This window comes from Variovorax endophyticus (assembly GCF_025376855.1).
GTDB lineage: Bacteria > Pseudomonadota > Gammaproteobacteria > Burkholderiales > Burkholderiaceae_C > Variovorax.
Map to the genome: position 1 here is coordinate 369,498 of NZ_JAHUTH010000002.1, position 17,803 is coordinate 387,300.

16 protein-coding genes are annotated in these 17,803 nt (G+C 69.1%); 9 read left to right on the top strand and 7 right to left on the bottom strand.

Annotated features, from left to right (window positions below; translation table 11 throughout):
* Positions 1-24: 24 nt before the first annotated feature.
* Positions 25-1,164, bottom strand: a complete 1,140-nt coding sequence (locus KV106_RS04460; protein WP_261206459.1) for an iron-containing alcohol dehydrogenase — start codon at positions 1,162-1,164, stop codon at positions 25-27.
* A gap of 275 nt (positions 1,165-1,439) precedes the next feature.
* On the opposite strand from KV106_RS04460, the gene KV106_RS04465 reads away from it, so the two are divergent.
* From KV106_RS04465 to KV106_RS04480, 4 genes are read left to right on the top strand one after another with little or no spacing between them, the layout of a single operon-like run.
* Entirely contained in the window at positions 1,440-2,219 is a 780-nt protein-coding gene (locus tag KV106_RS04465) for an enoyl-CoA hydratase/isomerase family protein (protein ID WP_261206461.1), read from the top strand.
* A gap of 34 nt (positions 2,220-2,253) precedes the next feature.
* Entirely contained in the window at positions 2,254-3,480 is a 1,227-nt protein-coding gene (locus KV106_RS04470; RefSeq protein WP_261206463.1) for a CaiB/BaiF CoA transferase family protein, read from the top strand.
* Between the two features lie 36 nt (positions 3,481-3,516).
* Entirely contained in the window at positions 3,517-4,515 is a 999-nt protein-coding gene (locus KV106_RS04475) for a Bug family tripartite tricarboxylate transporter substrate binding protein (protein WP_261206465.1), read from the top strand.
* 28 nt (positions 4,516-4,543) lie between these two features.
* On the top strand, positions 4,544-5,452 hold the full coding sequence (locus KV106_RS04480; protein WP_261206467.1) for an amidohydrolase family protein: 909 nt from the start codon (positions 4,544-4,546) through the stop codon (positions 5,450-5,452).
* On the opposite strand, the gene KV106_RS04485 is transcribed toward KV106_RS04480, so the two are convergent.
* Positions 5,440-6,366, bottom strand: a complete 927-nt coding sequence (locus KV106_RS04485) for a transcriptional regulator GcvA (protein ID WP_261206469.1) — start codon at positions 6,364-6,366, stop codon at positions 5,440-5,442. The two genes, KV106_RS04480 and KV106_RS04485, sit on opposite strands and share 13 nt — an antisense overlap.
* 185 nt (positions 6,367-6,551) lie before the next feature.
* Here KV106_RS04485 and KV106_RS04490 point away from each other — a divergent pair, with 185 nt between their 5' ends.
* The 4 genes from KV106_RS04490 (at position 6,552) to KV106_RS04505 (ending at position 10,708) form a co-directional block, all read left to right on the top strand.
* The gene (locus KV106_RS04490; RefSeq protein ID WP_261206471.1) at positions 6,552-6,962 is read left to right on the top strand and encodes a thioesterase family protein; all 411 of its coding nucleotides are present in this window, start codon (positions 6,552-6,554) and stop codon (positions 6,960-6,962) included.
* Between the two features lie 155 nt (positions 6,963-7,117).
* Positions 7,118-7,645 carry a PPC domain-containing DNA-binding protein gene (locus KV106_RS04495; RefSeq protein ID WP_082322223.1) on the top strand — a complete coding sequence of 176 codons (528 nt, stop codon included), beginning with the start codon at positions 7,118-7,120 and terminating at the stop codon, positions 7,643-7,645.
* Between the two features lie 121 nt (positions 7,646-7,766).
* On the top strand, positions 7,767-9,341 hold the full coding sequence (locus KV106_RS04500) for a metallophosphoesterase family protein (protein ID WP_057598079.1): 1,575 nt from the start codon (positions 7,767-7,769) through the stop codon (positions 9,339-9,341).
* Positions 9,338-10,708, top strand: a complete 1,371-nt coding sequence (locus KV106_RS04505; RefSeq protein ID WP_409976478.1) for a cytochrome-c peroxidase — start codon at positions 9,338-9,340, stop codon at positions 10,706-10,708. Before KV106_RS04500 ends, KV106_RS04505 begins: the two co-directional genes overlap by 4 nt.
* Positions 10,709-10,889: 181 nt before the next feature.
* Here KV106_RS04505 and KV106_RS04510 read toward each other — a convergent pair whose 3' ends face one another.
* Positions 10,890-11,867 carry a DMT family transporter gene (locus tag KV106_RS04510; protein ID WP_261206477.1) on the bottom strand — a complete coding sequence of 326 codons (978 nt, stop codon included), beginning with the start codon at positions 11,865-11,867 and terminating at the stop codon, positions 10,890-10,892.
* 72 nt (positions 11,868-11,939) lie between these two features.
* Between KV106_RS04510 and KV106_RS04515 the strand changes: the two genes are divergently transcribed.
* The gene (locus tag KV106_RS04515) at positions 11,940-12,428 is read left to right on the top strand and encodes an Lrp/AsnC family transcriptional regulator (protein WP_209542266.1); all 489 of its coding nucleotides are present in this window, start codon (positions 11,940-11,942) and stop codon (positions 12,426-12,428) included.
* 80 nt (positions 12,429-12,508) lie between these two features.
* Here KV106_RS04515 and KV106_RS04520 read toward each other — a convergent pair whose 3' ends face one another.
* From KV106_RS04520 to KV106_RS04535, 4 genes are all read right to left on the bottom strand, one after another.
* On the bottom strand, positions 12,509-12,883 hold the full coding sequence (locus KV106_RS04520) for a hypothetical protein (RefSeq protein WP_261206483.1): 375 nt from the start codon (positions 12,881-12,883) through the stop codon (positions 12,509-12,511).
* 389 nt (positions 12,884-13,272) lie between these two features.
* Complete coding sequence (locus tag KV106_RS04525; RefSeq protein ID WP_261206484.1) at positions 13,273-13,641, bottom strand: DUF2958 domain-containing protein; 369 nt, start codon at positions 13,639-13,641, stop codon at positions 13,273-13,275.
* Between the two features lie 814 nt (positions 13,642-14,455).
* Positions 14,456-14,905, bottom strand: coding sequence for a hypothetical protein (locus KV106_RS04530; protein WP_261206486.1), 450 nt, complete (start codon positions 14,903-14,905; stop codon positions 14,456-14,458).
* A 46-nt stretch (positions 14,906-14,951) separates the two neighbouring features.
* Positions 14,952-16,769, bottom strand: a complete 1,818-nt coding sequence (locus tag KV106_RS04535) for a ParB/RepB/Spo0J family partition protein (protein ID WP_261206488.1) — start codon at positions 16,767-16,769, stop codon at positions 14,952-14,954.
* Positions 16,770-17,803: the final 1,034 nt, after the last annotated feature.

Below are 17,803 nucleotides of genomic sequence, written 5' to 3' on the forward strand. Positions count from 1 at the left end.
GTCTCCTTGTGTTCTTTTCGGGGCCTACATCGACTCGGCCAGCAGGGCCTGGTAGTCGGCCACGCTGGCTTCGCGCGGATTGGTCTTGTGGCAGTGGTCCTTGAGGGCGCCCTCGATCACGCGCGGGAACAGGTCGGGCGAGACGTCGAGCGCGGCCAGGCCGGTGGGCAGGCCGAGGCGCGCGCTCATGGCCGCGACGGCCGATGCCACCTCGTCGCCGCGGCCCAGGCCCATGGCCTGCGCCATGCGCGCGAGGCGCTCGTCCCTGCGCATCGACTCGGCCTGCGCGTTGAAGCGGATCACGGCCGGCAGCAGGATCGCGTTGAGCGTGCCGTGGTGCAGGCGCGGCGCGATGCCGCCGAGCGAATGGCTGAGGCTGTGCACGCAGCCCAGCCCCTTCTGGAACGCGAGCGCGCCCTGCATCGAGGCGCTCATCATGTTCAGGCGCGCCTCGCGGTCGCCGGGCGTGGCGGTGGCGCGCTCGATATGGCGCCAGGCGCGGCGCAGGCCGTCGAGCGCGATGCCGTCGGCCGGCGGGTTGAAGGCCGGCGCCATGAAGGTCTCCATGCAGTGCGCGATCGCGTCCATGCCGGTGGCGGCGGTCAGCATCGGCGGCAGGCCCAGCGTGAGTTCGGGATCGCACAGCGCGACGCGCGGCACCAGGTGCGGCGAGAGCACGCCGACCTTGCGGCCGTCGTCGAGGATCAGCACCGCGCCGCGGCCCACCTCGCTGCCGGTGCCGGCCGTGGTGGGCACGGCGATCACCGGCGCGGTGGCCGCGGTGATGCGCGCCACGCCGCCCTCGATGGCCGCGAAGGACTTCAGCGGCCCTTCGTGCGTGGCGCAGACGGCCACGCCCTTGGCGAGGTCGATCGGCGAGCCGCCACCGACCGCGACGATGCCGTCGCAGCGATGCTCGGCATAGAGCGCCACGGCCGCGCGCATCGCGCGCTCGGTGGGGTTGGAGGGCGTGCCGTCGAACACGACGAACTCGCGGCCCGCGCCGAGCTGCGCGGTCACGCGTTCGAGCACGCCCGCGGCGCGCACGCCGGCGTCGGTCACGACCAGCGGGCGGCGGATGCCGAGGCGGTCGCACTCCTGCGCCAGCAGTTGCACGGCGCCGAAGTCGATCTGGATCTGGGTGATGTAGTTGATGAGCGCCATGCGCTGGCTCCTTGTCTCGGCGGTTGTCCGGAGTGCCGGCGTATCGCTCGAAGCGGAGCCGGTCGTCGTGGGCCGCGAGTCTAGGAACGGGTGCCGGGGGCGGCAACGTGGATTTACTTGAAGTCCGGGCGAGAAAAATTCACAAGCCGCGAGGCCCTGCCGGGCGCGAGTTTTTCTTGAAGACCGCCCCAGTTTTTTTCGTTTGGCCGCGCGCGGACCGCTCCCTAGACTTCGGCCCGTTCGCAACCCGCCCCCTACGAAAGAGACAAGCCGACATGACCTCGCTCATCCTGGTCGAGCGCGACGACCGCATCGCGACCGTGACCCTCAACAAGCCCGACAAGATGAACGCCATGGACCAGGTCATGTGGCAGGGCCTGGCCGATGCCTTCGCCGAGCTCTCGGCCGACGACGAGCTGCGCTGCGTGGTGCTGCGCGGCGCCGGCGGCAAGGCCTTCTCGGCCGGCGCCGACATCGAGGAGTTCCAGCGCAGCCGCGCCAACGCGGCGCAGGCGGCCGCCTATGCCGAGGTCACGCACCGCGCGATGCATGCGATCGCCACCAGCAAGCACCCCACGCTCGCGGTGATCGAGGGAGCCTGCGTGGGCGGCGGGCTCGAGATCGCCACCGTCTGCGACATGCGCATCTGCGGCAGCTCGAGCCGCTTCGGCGTGCCGGTCAACAAGCTCGGCCTGGTGATGTCGTACGGCGAGCTCGGCGGGCTGGTCGACCTGGTCGGCGGCGCGACCGCGCTCGAGATCGTGCTCGAGGGCCGCGTGTTCGATGCCAAGGAGGCCTTCGAGAAGCGCCTGGTGAACCGCGTGGTCGACGACGCCGCGGTGCTCGAGCAGGGCTACGCGACCGCGCGACGCATCGCCAACGGCGCGCCGCTGGTGGCGCGCTGGCACAAGAAGTTCGTGCGCCGGCTCGCGCAGCCCGCGCCGCTGTCGGCCGAGGAGAACGCCGAAGCCTACGCCTGCTTCGACACCGAGGACTTCCGCATCGGCTTCCAGGCCTTCCTGGCCAAGGGCAAGCCGGTCTTCACGGGCCGCTGAGCCCGCCACCCTCCTTTCAGATCCGGAGCCCCGCGTGACCCTTCCCCTTTCCCGCATCAAGGTCCTCGACGTCAGCCAGATCATGGCCGGCCCCTTCTGCTGCATGCTGCTCGGCGACATGGGCGCGGACGTCATCAAGGTCGAGACGCCCGGCATCGGCGACCAGACCCGCCGCTCGATGGGCTTTCGCCTCAAGGGCGCCGACAGCGGCGGCTTCCTCGCGCTCAACCGCAACAAGCGCAGCATCGAGATCGACCTCAAGAACCCGGCCGGCCTCGAGGCCTTCTACGCGCTCGTGAAGGAAGCCGACGTGCTGGTCGAGAACAACCGCCCCGGCGTGGCCGCGCGGCTGAAGATCGACTACGAGACCCTGCGCCAGCTCAACTCGCAGCTGGTGTACGCGAGCATCTCGGGCTTCGGCCAGACCGGCCCCTGGGCCAAACGCCCGGGCCTGGACCTGATCGCGCAGGCCATGACCGGCGTGATGAGCGTGATGGGCCATCCGGGCGAGCCGCCGGTGAAGTCGGCGATACCGCTGGCCGACCTGGGCGCGGGCCTGTTCGCGGCCTACGGCATCCTCAGCGCGGTGATCGGCCGCGGCCTCACGGGCGAGGGCCAGTTCGTCGATGCCTCGCTGTTCGAGACCGCGCTGGGCCTGTCGGTGTGGGAGTCGGCCGAATACTGGGGCACGGGCCAGGTGCCCACGCCGATCGGCAGCGCCAACCGCATGAGCGCGCCCTACCAGGCGGTGCGCGCCTCCGACCGGCCCTTCGTCATCGGCGCGGCCAACCCCAAGCTCTGGACCGCGCTGTGCGGCGTGATCGGGCGCGAGGACCTGGTGCGCGACGCGCGCTTCACCGACAACGTGCTGCGCATCCGCAACCGCGTGGTGCTGATCGAGGAGCTGGAACGCGAGTTCGCGCGCCGCACCGCCACCGAATGGGTCGATGCGCTGCTGGCCGCGGGCGTGCCGGCCGCGCCGATCTACGACTACGCCGAAGCGCTGGCAAGCGAACAGGCGGTGGCACGCAACATGGTGCTGAAGATCCAGCATCCGGTGGAGGGCGAGACACGCGCCCTGGGCTTTCCGGTCAAACTCGGCGGCACGCCGCAGCAGGTGCGGCACCCGGCGCCGCTGCTGGGCCAGCACACCGAGCAGGTGCTCGGCGAGATCGGCATGACGGCCGAGGACATCGCCGCGCTGCGACGCAGCGGCGCCTTCGGCACGGCGCATGCCGCGGCCGACGCGACGGCGGACTGAGACACGCAAGAAACACAACGAGACGGAGACAAGACTATGCAAGCAACGACCATCGACCACTCGCGCCGCCGCTGGCTCGGCGCCATCCCCGCGCTCTCGGGTGCGCTGCTGCTCGCACCCGGCTTCGCACGGGCGCAGGGCAGCGCCTATCCGCACAGGCCGATCGAACTGGTCGTGCCCTGGCAGGCCGGTGGCGGCGCCGACGTGGTGGGCCGGGCCTTCGGCGCGGCGGTCGCCAAGTACCTGCCGCAGCCGGTGGTCGTCATCAACAAGCCCGGCGCGAGCGGCGTGCTCGGGCTGGGCGACGTGGTCAACGCCAAACCCGACGGCTACCGCATCGTGCTGTCGTCGACCGAGCTGACCTTTCTCAACCACCTGGGCCTGGCGAAGTTCTCGTACAAGGATCTGCGCCCGATCGCGCGGCTCAATGCCGACCCGGCCGCGGTGGTGGTGCGCGCCGATGCGCCCTACGCCACGCTCGAGCAGTTCCTCGAGGCCGCGCGCAAGGGCGATGCGAACATCCGCGTGGGCAACGCGGGCCATGGCTCGACCTGGCACATGGCGGCCGCCGCGCTGGCCGAGAAGACCGGCGCGAAGTTCAACCACATTCCCTATGCCGGTGGCGCGCCCGCGGTGCTGGCGCTGCTCGGCGGCCACATCGACGCGGTGACGGTGAGCACGGCCGAGGTGTCGAGCTACGTGGCCGCGGGCAAGCTCAAGGCGCTGGCCGTGATGGCCGACCGGCGCGTGGCCGACGGCTTCGAGAAGATCCCGACGCTCAAGGAACGCAACATCGACCTGTCGATCGGCATCTGGCGCGGCCTGTCGGCGCCGCGCGGCACGCCCGACGACGTGATCGCGGTGCTCAAGGGCGCGGTCGCGAAGGCCGTGAAGGAGCCCGCCTGGCTCGAGGCGCTGGCCAAGCTGCACTTCAGCACCGACACCTATGCCGACGACGCGGCGCTCGAGGCGGTGATGGCCAGGGAGAGCGAGTTCTTCAAGGCGCTCGCGGGCAAGATCAACCTGTCGAGCTGAGGCCGGGCGCACGGCCGAGAATCGCGCGATGGCTTTCGAATTCAGCGAACCCTTCGTCGACGCGCACCAGCATTTCTGGCACCTCGATGCGCATCCCTATCCCTGGCTGCAGGGCGAGACGGTGCCGAACTTCCGCTACGGCGACTACTCGGCGCTGAAGCGCAACTACCTGCCGGCCGATCTCGCGCGCGACACGCGCGGCTTCGCGCCGGCGCGCACGGTGCATATCGAGGCCGAATGGGAGCGCGCCGACCCGGTGGCCGAGACCCGCTGGCTCACCGGCCTCGCGGCCACCGAAGGCCGGCCCTCGGCGATCGTCGCGCATGCGGCGCTCGATCGTGGCGACGTGACCGAGGTGCTCGCGGCGCAGGCCGCGTTCGCGCTGGTGCGCGGCATCCGCCACAAGCCGGTGACGGCCCCAATGGCCGCCGAGGCCGCGCGCGGCGTGGCGGGCTCGATGGACGATCCGCGCTGGCGCGCCGGTTATGCGCTGCTAGAAACGCATGGGCTCTCCTTCGACCTGCAGGCCCCCTGGTGGAACCTCGACCAGGCCGCGCAGCTCGCGCGCGACTTTCCGCGCACGCTGCTGATCCTCAACCACAGCGGCCTGCCGGCGGACCGCGGCGCCGAGGGCCTCGCGGGCTGGCGCCGCGCGCTCGAGCGGCTGGCCGATGCACCCAATACCGCGATCAAGATCTCGGGCCTGGGCCAACGCGGCCTGCCATGGACCGAGCACGCCAACGTGCCGCTGATGCGCGACGCGATCGCGATCTTCGGCACGTCGCGCTGCATGTTCGCGAGCAACTTCCCGGTCGACAGCCTCGTGGCCAGCTACGAGACCCTCCTGCGCGGCTTCCTCGCGGCCATCGCCGGGCACTCCGAGGCCGAACGCCGGCAGCTGCTGCACGACAACGCCGTGCGCCTCTACAGGCTCTGAGCGGCCGCCTCGTCCTTCGCGCGTTCCTCGTGCACCCATGACACGAAGGCCGCGATGCGCGCATCGGCGGCGCGGTCCTGCGGATAGACCATGAAGTAGGAGAACTCCACCGGCAACGTGACGTCGAAGGGCCGCACCAGCAGGCCGTCGGCCAGGTCCTTCATCACCCAGTTCTTCTTCACCAGCGCCACGCCGAGCCCGTCGATCGCCGCGGCGATCACCAGGTGGCTGGGCCAGAACGAGGGGCCGCGCGTCACGTCCACGTCGCTCACGCCCGCATGCTCGAGCCACATGCCCCAGTCGGGGTTGCTCACGTCGCTGTAGGTGCTGTTGTCGTGCAGCAGCACGTGGTGCCGGAGGTCGGCCGGCGTGCGCAACGGATGCTCGCCCTGCATCAGCGCGGGGCTGCAGACCGGGAATACCTCGACCGGCAGGCACAGCTCGGAGTGCAGGCCCGGGTAGATGCCGCGGCCGTAGCGCACCGCCATGTCGAAGTCCTCGCGCGTGAAGTCGACCATGTGCTTGGAGGTCGATATCTCGAGGTCGATGTCGGGGTAGGCCTGCATGAAGCGGCGCATGCGCGGGATCAGCCACTTGACCGCGAAGGTCGGCGGCAGGTTGATCTTGAGCGAGGGCGTGCCCTGCGACTGGCGCAGCTGCTGCGTCGCATACATCACCTGCTTGAAGGCTTCCTGGATGCCCGGCAGGTAGGCCTTGCCGGCGGCGGTGAGCGCGAGCGACTTGGTGTCGCGCACGAACAGCGCGATGCCGAGGTTCTCCTCGAGCGTCTTGATCTGGTGGCTCACGGCCGAGGGCGTGACGAAGAGCTCGTCGGCCGCGCGCGTGAAGCTCAGGTGCCGCGCCGCGACCTCGAAGGCACGCAGCGGATTGAGCGGGGGAATGGGGCGCGACATGGTGGACGTATTCCTTCGGGAGCGGGCACGGGACGGGGGCGCGGGGCCTTCAATATTTTCTACGCAATGCTTCGAGAAAAACTCGTTTGCCGCTCGGCGCCGCGATTCCTAGACTGCCCTTCGCGCCGACGCACAGCCAGTCGGGACAACGTCAATTGACGCTCAACGCTTTCGGACGAACCCCAATGAACCCTGAACTGCGCGCAGGCGCCCTCACCCGCCGCGAACTCGTGATCGACCGGCCGCGCACGGTCGACTTCCTCGGCGAGGACCTGCGCATCTATGCCACGCCCGAGCTCGTGCGCGACGTCGAGCAGACCTGCCTCGACTTCCTGCTCGATCACGTGGGCGCCGGCGAATCCTCGGTCGGCACCGCGATCGCGCTCAAGCACGTGGGCGCCACGTTGCTGGGCCAGCCGGTGCGCATCGAGGCACGCGTGCACGCGGTCGACGGCCGCGGCGTGGACTTCGAGTTCACGGTGCACGAAGGCGACAAGGAAGTCGCGAGCGGCACCCACAGCCGCTTCGTCGTCGACGTCGCGCGGCTGCGCGCCAAGGTGCACGCGGCCGTCGCCCAGGGCACGAGCGCCTCGTGAGTTCCTGATCTTCCGCGGGCCTCGGCCCGCGGCTCCCCGTGCCGGACAGAGGCGCGCCAGCACTGTCGGTGCGGGCGTGCGGCCGTTCCTCACCCGTGCGGCGCAAGCCGAACCCGCAACCTGGTTGCATCTTCAAGAAGAAACGAGACAAACCGATGTTCAAGACCCTCGCATCCGCCCTCTTCGCACTGGCCACCGCCTGTGCCTCGCTCGCCTTCAGCGCCTCGGCCGGCGCGCAGGACCTGACCGGCAAGGTCACGCGCACGCCCACCGGCTACCTGATGGTGCTGCGCAACGGCGACGACGTGCTCGCCCACCTCGAGCGCCTCGCCGTGATCGAGCAGATACCGAGCGCCAGCATCGTGGGCATCGGCTTCATGCGCGAGGCCACCTTCGGCTTCTACGACTTCTCGAGGAAGGTCTTCGACCCGAAGACCTTCAAGAACGTGGAGCTCGCCAACCTCACGGGCTCGATCGCCTGGAAGGAAGGCAAGCCCTCGATCCATGCGCACGGCATCGTGACCGACGGCAGCTTCATCGGCGCGGGCGGCCACCTGCTGGGCCTGACGGTGGGCACGGGCTCGTGCGAGATCACGGTGATCCTGCACCCGCAGCGGCTCGAGCGCTTCGTCGATCCGGCCATCGGGGCGAATGTGCTGGGGTTGCATCCGGGCGCGAAGTGAGCGGAATGCGGGTGCGAAAGGAACTGGCGCGCGCCACTGACACGGCGCTGTAACACGGCTTGCATGTTCGCTTCGTATCGTCCGGGGGCCCACGACAACAACCCACAACAGAGGGATCCCCATGCACGCCACTCCCACGACGCCGCGCGCGCGGCTCGACGCACGCCGCTTGCGCTGGCTCGCCGCCTTCGCCGCGCTCGCTTCCATCGCCGCCCTGCAAGCCTGCAACGGCGGCGGCTCCTCGAGCAGCTTCGTGCCGGTGCCCGGCGCGCCCGCCGCGCCGCCGGCTTCGGCGCCGCCGCCCGCCCCGGCGCCCGACGCGGCCACGGCCGACGCCAACCTGCAGGCCGCCTGGGTCGAGGTCGGCGAGGGCAACGCGGCCTTCGCGCGCGTCATCACCAGCTACGCCGCGCCGGCCGCCGACACGGCGGCCGATGCGAACGCCACCTGCCCGCAGATCACGGTCGACGGCAAGGCCAGCCGCATGAGCCTGCGCATCGGCGCGGGCTCGATGCCGCTGCGCACCACGGCCAGCGATCCCGCCGATTCGAAGCCGTCCGAGTTCCCGGTGTCGACCTGCGAGGCCACCCTTCCCTCGGGCGCGAAGCAGGTCGCCGTCGGCAGCCGCTCGCTGCCGCTGCCCAAGGCCGAGCCGCAGCGCATCCTGGTGCTGGCCGACACCGGCTGCCGCCTGAAGAAGGCCGACAACGCCTACCAGCCCTGCAACGACAGCAGCGTGTGGCCGTTCGCGCCGCTGGCCGCCACCGCCGCCGGCTTCGATCCCGACCTGGTGCTGCACATCGGCGACTACCACTACCGCGAGAACGCCTGCCCGGCCGACGTGGCCGGTTGCAAGGACAGCCCCTGGGGCTATGGCTGGGACACCTGGCAGGCCGACTTCTTCAGGCCCGCCGCGCCGCTGCTCGCGAAAGCCCCCTGGGTGCTGGTGCGCGGCAACCACGAGGAGTGCGCGCGCGGCGGCCAGGGCTGGTACCGCTTCCTCGACACGCGCGCCTATGCCGACAAGCGCTCGTGCAACGACCCGGCCAACGACAGCACGGGCAACTATGCCGAGCCCTATGCCGTGTCGCTGGGTGGCGGCTCGCAGGTCATCGTGTTCGACTCGGCCAAGGCCGGCAAGGCGGCGCTGAAGACCGACGATCCGCAGTTCATCGCCTACCAGAAGCAGTTCCAGACCGTGGCGACGCTGGCGGCGAAGCCGGGCATGAGCACCACCATCTTCACCAACCATCACCCGATCCTGGCCTTCGCACCGGTGGCGGGCGCGACGCCCGCGCCGGGCAACCTCGCGCTGCAGTCGGTGATGAACAACCTCTATGCGAAGGCCTACTACCCGAGCGGCGTGCACATCGCGCTGCATGGCCACGTGCATGACTTCCAGGCGCTGAACTTCGCCACCGACCATCCGGCCACCGTGGTGTCGGGCAACGGCGGCGACAACCTCGACGTGGCGCTGCCCGACCCGCTGCCCGCCGGCACCACGCCCGCGCCGGGCGTGACCATCGACCGCATCACGCACCACAACACCTTCGGCTTCATGCTGATGGAGCGCAAGAAGTCGCCCGACGTGGGCTGGACCTTCAAGGCCTACACCGTGGCCGGCAAGCTGCTCGCCACCTGCGGGCAGACCGGCCGGGCGCTGAGCTGCGACAAGACCGGCTTCCTGACGCCGTGACGCGGCGCTCGACGCGCTTCCCCCCGCTCGCGGGCGCCGCGCTCGCCCTGGGCGCGGCCTGCCTCGGATGGATCGTGGGTGCCGCGGGCGCCGCCCCGGGATCGATGCAGGTCATCGGCCCGGGCGGCCCGGCGAGCCAGGTGATCGAGCACATCGGCGCCACGCCGAAGCTGGCCGCGCGCGTCGATCCCACGGCGGCCGTGTTCCGGCCCGATCCCGCGCTGGCGGCGCTGGGCAAGCGCCTCTTCTTCGACACCCGGCTGTCGCAGCCGCAAGGCCTGTCGTGCGCCGGTTGCCACGACCCGCTGCGCGCCTTCACCTCGACGCTGAATGCGCCCTCGCTCGCGGGGCCGCGCACGCCGCAGGGCAGCCGCGCGGGCCGCTTCAGCGCGCGCACCGCGCCCTCGCTGCTGTACGTGCGCTACGTGCCGCGGCGCCACTTCTACCAGGACGACGACGCGCCCTATGCCTCGCCGTTCGGCGGCCTGTTCGCCGACGGTCGCGCCGACACGCTGGCCGAACAGGTCCGCGGCCCGCTGTTCGATCCCGACGAGATGAACAACGCCTCGCCGCGCAGCCTGTTGCGCAAGGTACGCGCCACCGAACTCGCACCGGCGCTGTCGCAGGCGCTGGGGCCCGAGGTGCTGCGCGATCCGCAGCGCATGGTCCAGGGCATCGGCCTGGCGCTGGAGGCCTATCTGCAGAGCGACGAGATGGCGCCCTTCAGCTCGCGCTTCGACGACTACCTGCGCCAGCGCACGCCGCTGAGCCCGCAGGAGATGCGCGGCCTGGCGCTGTTCAAGAATCCGGACAAGGGCAACTGCATGTCCTGCCACACGCTCTCGGACACCGCGAGCCGGCCCGAGCGCTCGCTGTTCACCGATTTCGGCTACGACGCGATCGCCGTGCCGCGCAACCTCGCGCTGCCCGCGAACCGCGACGCGCGCCACTTCGACAACGGCCTGTGCCGCACGGCCTCGCAGCTGCGCTGGCCCGATCCCGGCCAGTGGTGCGGCTACTTCCGCACCCCGGGCCTGCGCAACGTCGCGGTGCGCCAGAGCTTCATGCACAACGGCACCTTCGCCACGCTGCGCGAGGCGGTGGCCTTCTATGCCACGCGTTCGACCGATCCGGCCAAGTGGTACCACGGCCACGCCACCTTCGACGACGTGCCCGCCGCGCATCGCGCGAACATCAACGTGAACTCGACGCCGATGAACCGCCGCCCGGGCAGCACGCCAGGGCTCAGCGACGAGGAGATCGACGCGATCAGCGCGTTTCTCGGCACGCTGACCGATGCGCGCTACGAGGCGGCCATGCGCGCGCCCGGCGTGGCCGCGGTGGCGAACGCGCCCGCGGCCCGGTAAAAGCGAGGCGCCCTCCGCTGGAAACCAGGTTTCCACGCTCATGTGAGCGCCCGACTTCGCCAGCGGCGAATCCCTCGCCCCCTCCTCGACAGGTGTTCGGCATGCCGAACACCCGCGATCAGGTTGATCGGGGGTGAAGGCGCCAGTCAGCGACGCGCACCCGCCCTGTCCGAGCGTTCGCTCAAGCGAACTTCCCTTTCTCGGGCAAGCTGCGATGCGCGGCGAGGCAAGCCAGCACGCTCGAGACCACGAAGACGAGCGCGAGCGTCTCGAACACGCTCGGCAGCCTGCGCTCCCATGCAAGGCCATAGACGAGCGCGAAAACGGTCTCAAAAAGAATCATCTGTCCGACCACCGTGAGGGGAAGCAGGCGACTCATCCGGTTCCACAACGCATTGCCTGCGATGGAAGCCACCAGAGCCAGGGCCAGCGACACCGAGGCGAATCGCACCCACTGATGCGCGTCGTGCTGCGTCGTCGCCAGGAGCAGGGCCAGCGGCAGCAAGAGCAGACTCTGCGCGCCCGTGACGATCCCCGTCAACAGGCTCCAGTCGTGTCCAGAGACGACGTGCATCCGCTTCAGGGCACGCGCATTGCCCACCGCAAACGCTGTCCAGGACGCCAGCGCGCCAACGGCACACACAAGCCCGAGCCCGCTCGACCCCGGCGCCGCCGCATTCGAAGCGGCCAAGGCCTCCCACCCAATGCAAAGCGCGCCGGCGCCACTCAGCAGGAGCGACGGCACAAGCGCCTTGAAGGGCGCCGCGCCGGTGTCGCGACTGCCGATGACGGTCACAGCCACCGGAAGGAACCCGATCACCAGTGAGGTCATGGCGATGCCTCCCAACTGCACCGCACTCGACAACAAGATGTAGTAAACGATGTTCCCAGTCAGGGCGAGCCAGGACAAGGTGAACCAGTGCGATCGCGACAAGCTCGTCGCCACCTGCCGCCAGCGCGGCGCAAGCATCAGCGCGGCAAGGAGGCCGTAGCACAGGTATCGACCGATGCTCAGTTGCAACGGGTCGAAGTCCTTGACCAGCGCCGGCGCCAGAAAAACCAGCCCCCAAAGGGCCCCGGCACCCGCGCCGCAGGCCACCCCCAGGAGGGGGTGGGAGGGGACCGCGCCGACAGGCCGTGTGTTGGAAACTGAGGTCATCCGCGCACTTTATATTCGCCGCCTTGATTAAATCACCCGAAAATCGCCACCCGGACGCACTTTTCACTCGACATGGCACCCAAGCCCTCGGCCACCGAATTCGCGCTCGATCGCCAGGACCGCGAGATCCTTCGCATCCTGCAACGTGACAACAAGACACCACAGCGGGTGATCGCCGAGGAGGTCCATCTGTCCGCGGCAGCCGTTCAACGGCGCATCGCGGCCATGGAGGCGGCGGGCGTGATCATGAAAAACGTGGCGATCGTCGACCCGGAGGCGGTGTCGGCCACCATCACCTCCATCGTCGAGGTACAACTCGTCGACGAGCGAGCGTCGACGGTGGATCGCGCCAAAGCGCTTTTTCGGGACACGCCCGAAGTCCAACAATGCTTTTACGTGACGGGTGGCGTCAGTTGCGTGCTCATCATCGTCGCGCCCAACATGCGCAGTTACGAAGGTCTCACGCGGCGCTTGTTTGCGCAGAACGAGGCCGTCAAGAGTTTTCGCTCGCTCGTGGCACTCGATCGCGTGAAGACCGACACATCGATCGTGATTCCCTGAGCAAAAAGAGACCGCATACGATCGCATGGCCCCGCCGCCGCCGCCAGCCAATGACAAGGGCGGCCGCGTCGGCGAGACAGCTACCCCAGCTCCGCCAGGAGCGCGCGGGCACGCGCCAAGCACCCATCTTGCGCACGGGACGCGGGCACGTCGGCGCCACCAGATGCGACGATCTCCTGCAACAGCGTGCGCATGCGCGGCGCCGCACACATCAGACGCACGACTTGCTCGAAGGTGAGAAGCCGGCCATCAGGCCCCGCGGCCAGGGCGGGACGGTGAACTTCCCCAAGATTGCGCCCCTGCGCATCGAAAACCAGGGCCCAGCGACGATCAACGCTGAGGGCATAGCGCCACACGATCGAAGCCTGTGGTTCGCGCGGACCGCAGGCACCAGGCGCGCCGCCTGCGACGGCGGGGGGTGGGAAGAATGGCGTACGAGGATCGGAGCTGTCCATGGGGAGTCTGCCTTTCTGTGAGGTGACGGGCCGGCTCCCGCGGAGCCGCCTCGACGCCATGACGGCGAGGACCGCGCGGGCGCCAGGGCCCGCCCGCAAGCCGCAGCCCGCAGCAAAGCGCAGGGACCGGGTGAGGCCGGGGGCGCAGCCGCACCCTGGCGGCCGCAAGGCCCGCAGCCAGGCGTCGGAAAGAGGCGGTCCCGGGAACGGCCTGACCACAAGGCAGCGACCCGAAGGCGACGCCGGACACCCCTGTGAGCACACCCCAGACCGTCCTTCCAAAGACGCAAGAGGCAGCGCCCCTCACAACGAGAGAAGGAAAAAGAACAAAAGAAGGAAAGAAGCACAAACAAATGCCGGCAGCGCAGCTGCCGGCACAGGCCGACCGCTCAGGCCTCGATCCGGCCCGCCAGGCGCGCAGCGACTGCATAGGCACTGAGCGGTCGCGTCGCCTGGAATCCCACGTCCTGCTCGATCGGCAAGCGCAACGGCCCCCTCAGGCAAGCCAGCGTGTCAAGACTCACGCATCCCAACTCGGGATAGCCCTGCCCCAAATCGCACAGACCGAAGGCGATCGTCGGATCGTCGGGATCGATCTCGCTCAGCAACCACGTCGCGCCGGCATCCGGCGTGAAGAGCTTGACCACCGGTGACGGATCGAAGAGTTCGTCGCGCGCATCAAATTCGCGCGATGCGCGGCCATTCGCGACAAGTCGCTGAACCTGTTCGTCGCTCAAAAAGAAGTACGAGAAAGTCATGTGACGCTCCAAGAAAAGGGCGGGATTGCCCAGGACCGTCACGGTCACGCCGAAGCGCAGCGGTCAAGGCTCGAAGACGGCCGCAGGCCGCCAGCGCGCAGAGCGCGCGCAGGCCTTGACAGCGAGAACGGCGTGGCACGCTCACGGTCACGCGAGCCAACCCCGCCACGTCACCACGCCCCTGCCAGCACGAGGCGAAGCGAGTTGTGCGCTCCACACAACACGACCCGCGGGCCCAAGCCCGCGCTGGCCAGCAACCCGCGCACAGCGCGCTGGCCACCGCCCCCCAAAAAAAGACCCGGCCACCGCGACACGCCCTCCCCCACGCCACCCGCCCCTGCCAGCACGAGGCGAAGCGAGTCGTGCGATCCACACAACACGGCCCGCGGGCCCGAAGCCCGCGCTGACCAGCAACCCGCGCACAGCGCGCTGGCCACCGCCCAAAAAAAACGCGCCACCGCGATACGCCCTCCCCCACGCCATTTCGTGCCCTGCCAGCACGAGGCGCAGCGAGCCGTGCGCTCCACACAACAAGACCCGCGGGCCCAGAGCCCGCGCTGACCAGTAACCCGCGCACAGCGCGCTGGCCACCCCCTAAAAAAAACCAGCCACCGCCCCTGCGCGCGATGCCAGTGGAAGCGGATTGCTGCAGCGACATGCCATCGCTCGTTGTTCGTGCGGTCATGCATCCGCGCGGTCCGTCATGCATCAAAGCACGAGCGCAGGCAAAAAATAGCCTGCCGCCCGCACATTCGCGGGCGACAGGCTCAGGCCTGCTCTGCGCAGGCTGGATGCTCGGTATCAATCCAGCCGGCTAGGCCTCATGGTCCGGTTGGTCACGACCAGCGTCCGAGACCGGATCGCCATCCGGCCCAGCCCGGTTCAGGGCTTCTTCTGCCCCATCGTTCTTCTCCCGCTCGGCTTGGGCGTCCTCGCAGGCGCACGAGATACCGGCAACCAGCGGCCGCAACGGAACAGGCAGCCAACGCGTGCCTTCGAGCTTGGCTGCGCAATAGGCCACGACCTCGGACTTCTTCATGGCAGAGACTTCCTTGGTGCAATCGATGCCACTGGCTTCCCGGACCGCCTCTATCGCCTTGGCCTTGCTCACGCTGTGCAGGTAGTTCGCGGCACTTGGCGTCCACCAGTCGGCCATGTCCAGGCTGAGCGCCTCGGCGATTGCATCGCTCTGGTTACGCCGGCGTTCACGGCCCTGGATCGCGTCGATGCTGCGCGCCGTGCAATAGGCCAGCAGCTGCAGCAAGGTCTGACGCTCCTGCGCAAGCAGCCAACGGAAGGTCGCGGCCGGATCACGGGGCAGGCGCTCGCCCCAATCGCTCGCGGCGCGCTCCAGCAGCGCTGGCGGCGGGTGTATGGATGTAGTCGCTCGCATGCTCGGCGAGTGCGAGATCTCCTGTTGGGCGCACCGTCACCCTCACGATGTCGTTGCCCCGGTCATAGAGATCGAACACCGTCTCCACCATGCGGTGCACCAGCGTCGCGAGTGCCGCGTCGACGTCCTGCGTGAGCGCGGCCTGCAAGGCGGCGGTGCGATGGGCCGTGAGGTCGCGCATCAGCTTCTCGCTGAAAACGGCGCGGCGTTTGCCGGCCTCGGCCGCCTCATCGCTCTCGCTGCCCCGCCCTGCCCTGCTGACCAACCCTTCGCCGTCTTCGGTGCCAGCGCCGCAGGCTCCATCATGGGCGGGCTCGCGCCGAAGCAGCCCACGATGCACGACGAGCGTTCCGTCGCTGTCGATGCGCAGCATCGCACCACACCGCCCCATCTGCTCGGACGTCCAGACCCGTAGCGCAGCGCGCGCCGCGTCGATCCGGTCGTCGAGGTCGCTCAACAGGCCCGACAACCGCACTTCCTCGGCCTCGTAGGCGTCGATCCCATCGCCGTCGTCCTCGAACTGCAGTGCTTTCGCCTCGTTCTGATCGTAGGCCGCGCTGAGCCGCTCGCGCTCGGTCTCCAGCGCGGCCAACATGGCAGCCTCCGCGTCGCTGGGCGCACGTTCGGACGGCGCCTGCTGCCCATAGGCGCGCAAAGCCAGCCGATCTGCATCGATCAAGCCTTCGACCCATGCCCAGCCCTCGGCGCGCACCTCTTCGGCGGCCGCCTGCAGCTTCTCCATGGCGAGCTGACGCAGCAGCCCCGGTGCCTCCAGATAGATGCCCGAGCGGCCGGCATCGTCGTCGGCGAACAGGTCGCGCCGGACCTTGCCACCGCGTGCCTCATAGGTCTCGACACCCACGAAGCGCGCGAGATGGCTTTCCGCGGTGGCCGCGCCTTCGGTCAGGAGGCGTCGGATGGTCCAGGCGTCCCGGCGATACGTGGGCAGGCCGTCCCACACGGCCTCCTGGGCCTTGTGGTTGTCAGTCAGTGCCAGCGCATGCAGGATGTCCGACTCGATGCTCCCTTCCCGGTACATCGCGAGGAAGCGTGGCGAAAGCCGGGCGAGCTTGAGACGGCGCTCGACGGTCAGCGGTGCCACGCCGAAGCGCACAGCGATCTGAGCCACGCTCTGGCCCGCTTCGACCCGCGCCAGAAAGGCCTCGGCCTCGTCGGCTGGGTGCATCGCTTCGCGCCCCGAGTTCTCCGCCAGCGAAATCTCCACCGCTTGCGCGCTGTCGTACAGCCGGCACTCGACGGGCCGGGCGGCCGACCATCGCCCGTCGTTGGCGAGCTTGCGCAGTGCCAGCAGACGCCGCCCCCCGGCGATGACGCCGAACCGACCATCGGCCAGGGCGACCACGGCAAGGCGATGCAACAGGCCCTGCGCATCGATGAGCGCGGCGAGTTCCTCCACGCCACCCGCGCTGCGGACCTTGCGGACATTGGCGTCGTCGAGCACGAGTTGATGCAGCGGCACGTCGATGTCGCGCGCCGGCGCGGCGGCAATGGCACCGGACTCGTTCGCAACCGGTTTCTCGTGGGTGGGATTTTGCGGCGGGGCAGCCTTCGAAGGCTGCGCCTGGGTCGTGTCGCCGGCGTGCTTGGGCCTTTCGACCCGCGGCGTCTTCGTGGCGGCACCATCGCTGGCAGCGGCGGGCGCCACCTTGGCCCGGACGGTGGCTGTGCTCGCAGTGGTATCCGCAGGGGTCCGTGCAGTCGCTCTGGCAGTCATGTGCGTTTCCTTTCGATCGCTTCAGTGCGCGAATCAGTGAATGAATGGATGGATGGGTGCATGGACGAAGCCCTGCCGGATTCCTAGATTCAGAGCCCCTCGTGAAAGGGTTCCGCATCGCATCGGCCGAGCTGCCGAGCCTGGCCGCCGTCTTCCTGAGTTCTTCGCCCGGTGACACAGCGCGCACGCTCGGACGGGAGAGCAAGGGGGAAGCATTCGTAACGCGCAGCGTTATGAACACCCCCTTGCAGGCGCAGCCGGTCGCCCGGTCGCGCGGGTGCACGGTCGCCGAGAAGGTGAAGCACTCAGGAAGACGGCAGCCCCCAGACGCCGGGCCGAGGCGCACCGGAACCGCCGCGCGGCGAGCGCCCCCACCTGCCGCAGACAGGTCTGATCGAGGATGTCAGGGGCCGCAGGCCCCGCGCCAGGGATGCGCAAGGCGGCTGCAAGCCGTCCCCGCAGGGGATGAGCGCAAAGGCGCGAACCTGGAGCAGCCCGACAGCAGCGAAGCCGCTGGGGCGCCCTGCATGACTTCACCCATGGCGCCGGCGTTCTCGCTGCAATACCGATCGCATCCGGCGCCAGCAACCCGCGAGCGCTTTGTCCGCCGAACGCCGGCACAACATGGCACACACGACATCGCGACACACACGCCCAGCGCAGGCGCAAACTAGCCAACCCACATGTCGGCGCCTCAAAAGGGAGAAGCAAGAACCCGCCTGCTGTTGGCAGTTGCAGTTGCAGTTGCAGTTGCAGTTGCAGTTGCAGTTGCAGTTGCAGTTGCTGAGCTTGAGCTATTTAAAGATCGACAGCCTGCGCGGTACCTTTTATCGGCTGGGACACCGTCGAACGCAAGGTGCCTGGGCCCGGTCTACCGGCGGAGCGACTACATGAGATCTTCCAACGAGGCCGCGACCGAGGACTGTCGGAGCATGTACCGGCTGTACCCTTGAAGCAATCGTGGTTCGGGGCTCTGGACGGTCGGGCAAGGCTTCGCTGACGTTTTGACGTTTTGACGTTCAGGCGTCTATCAC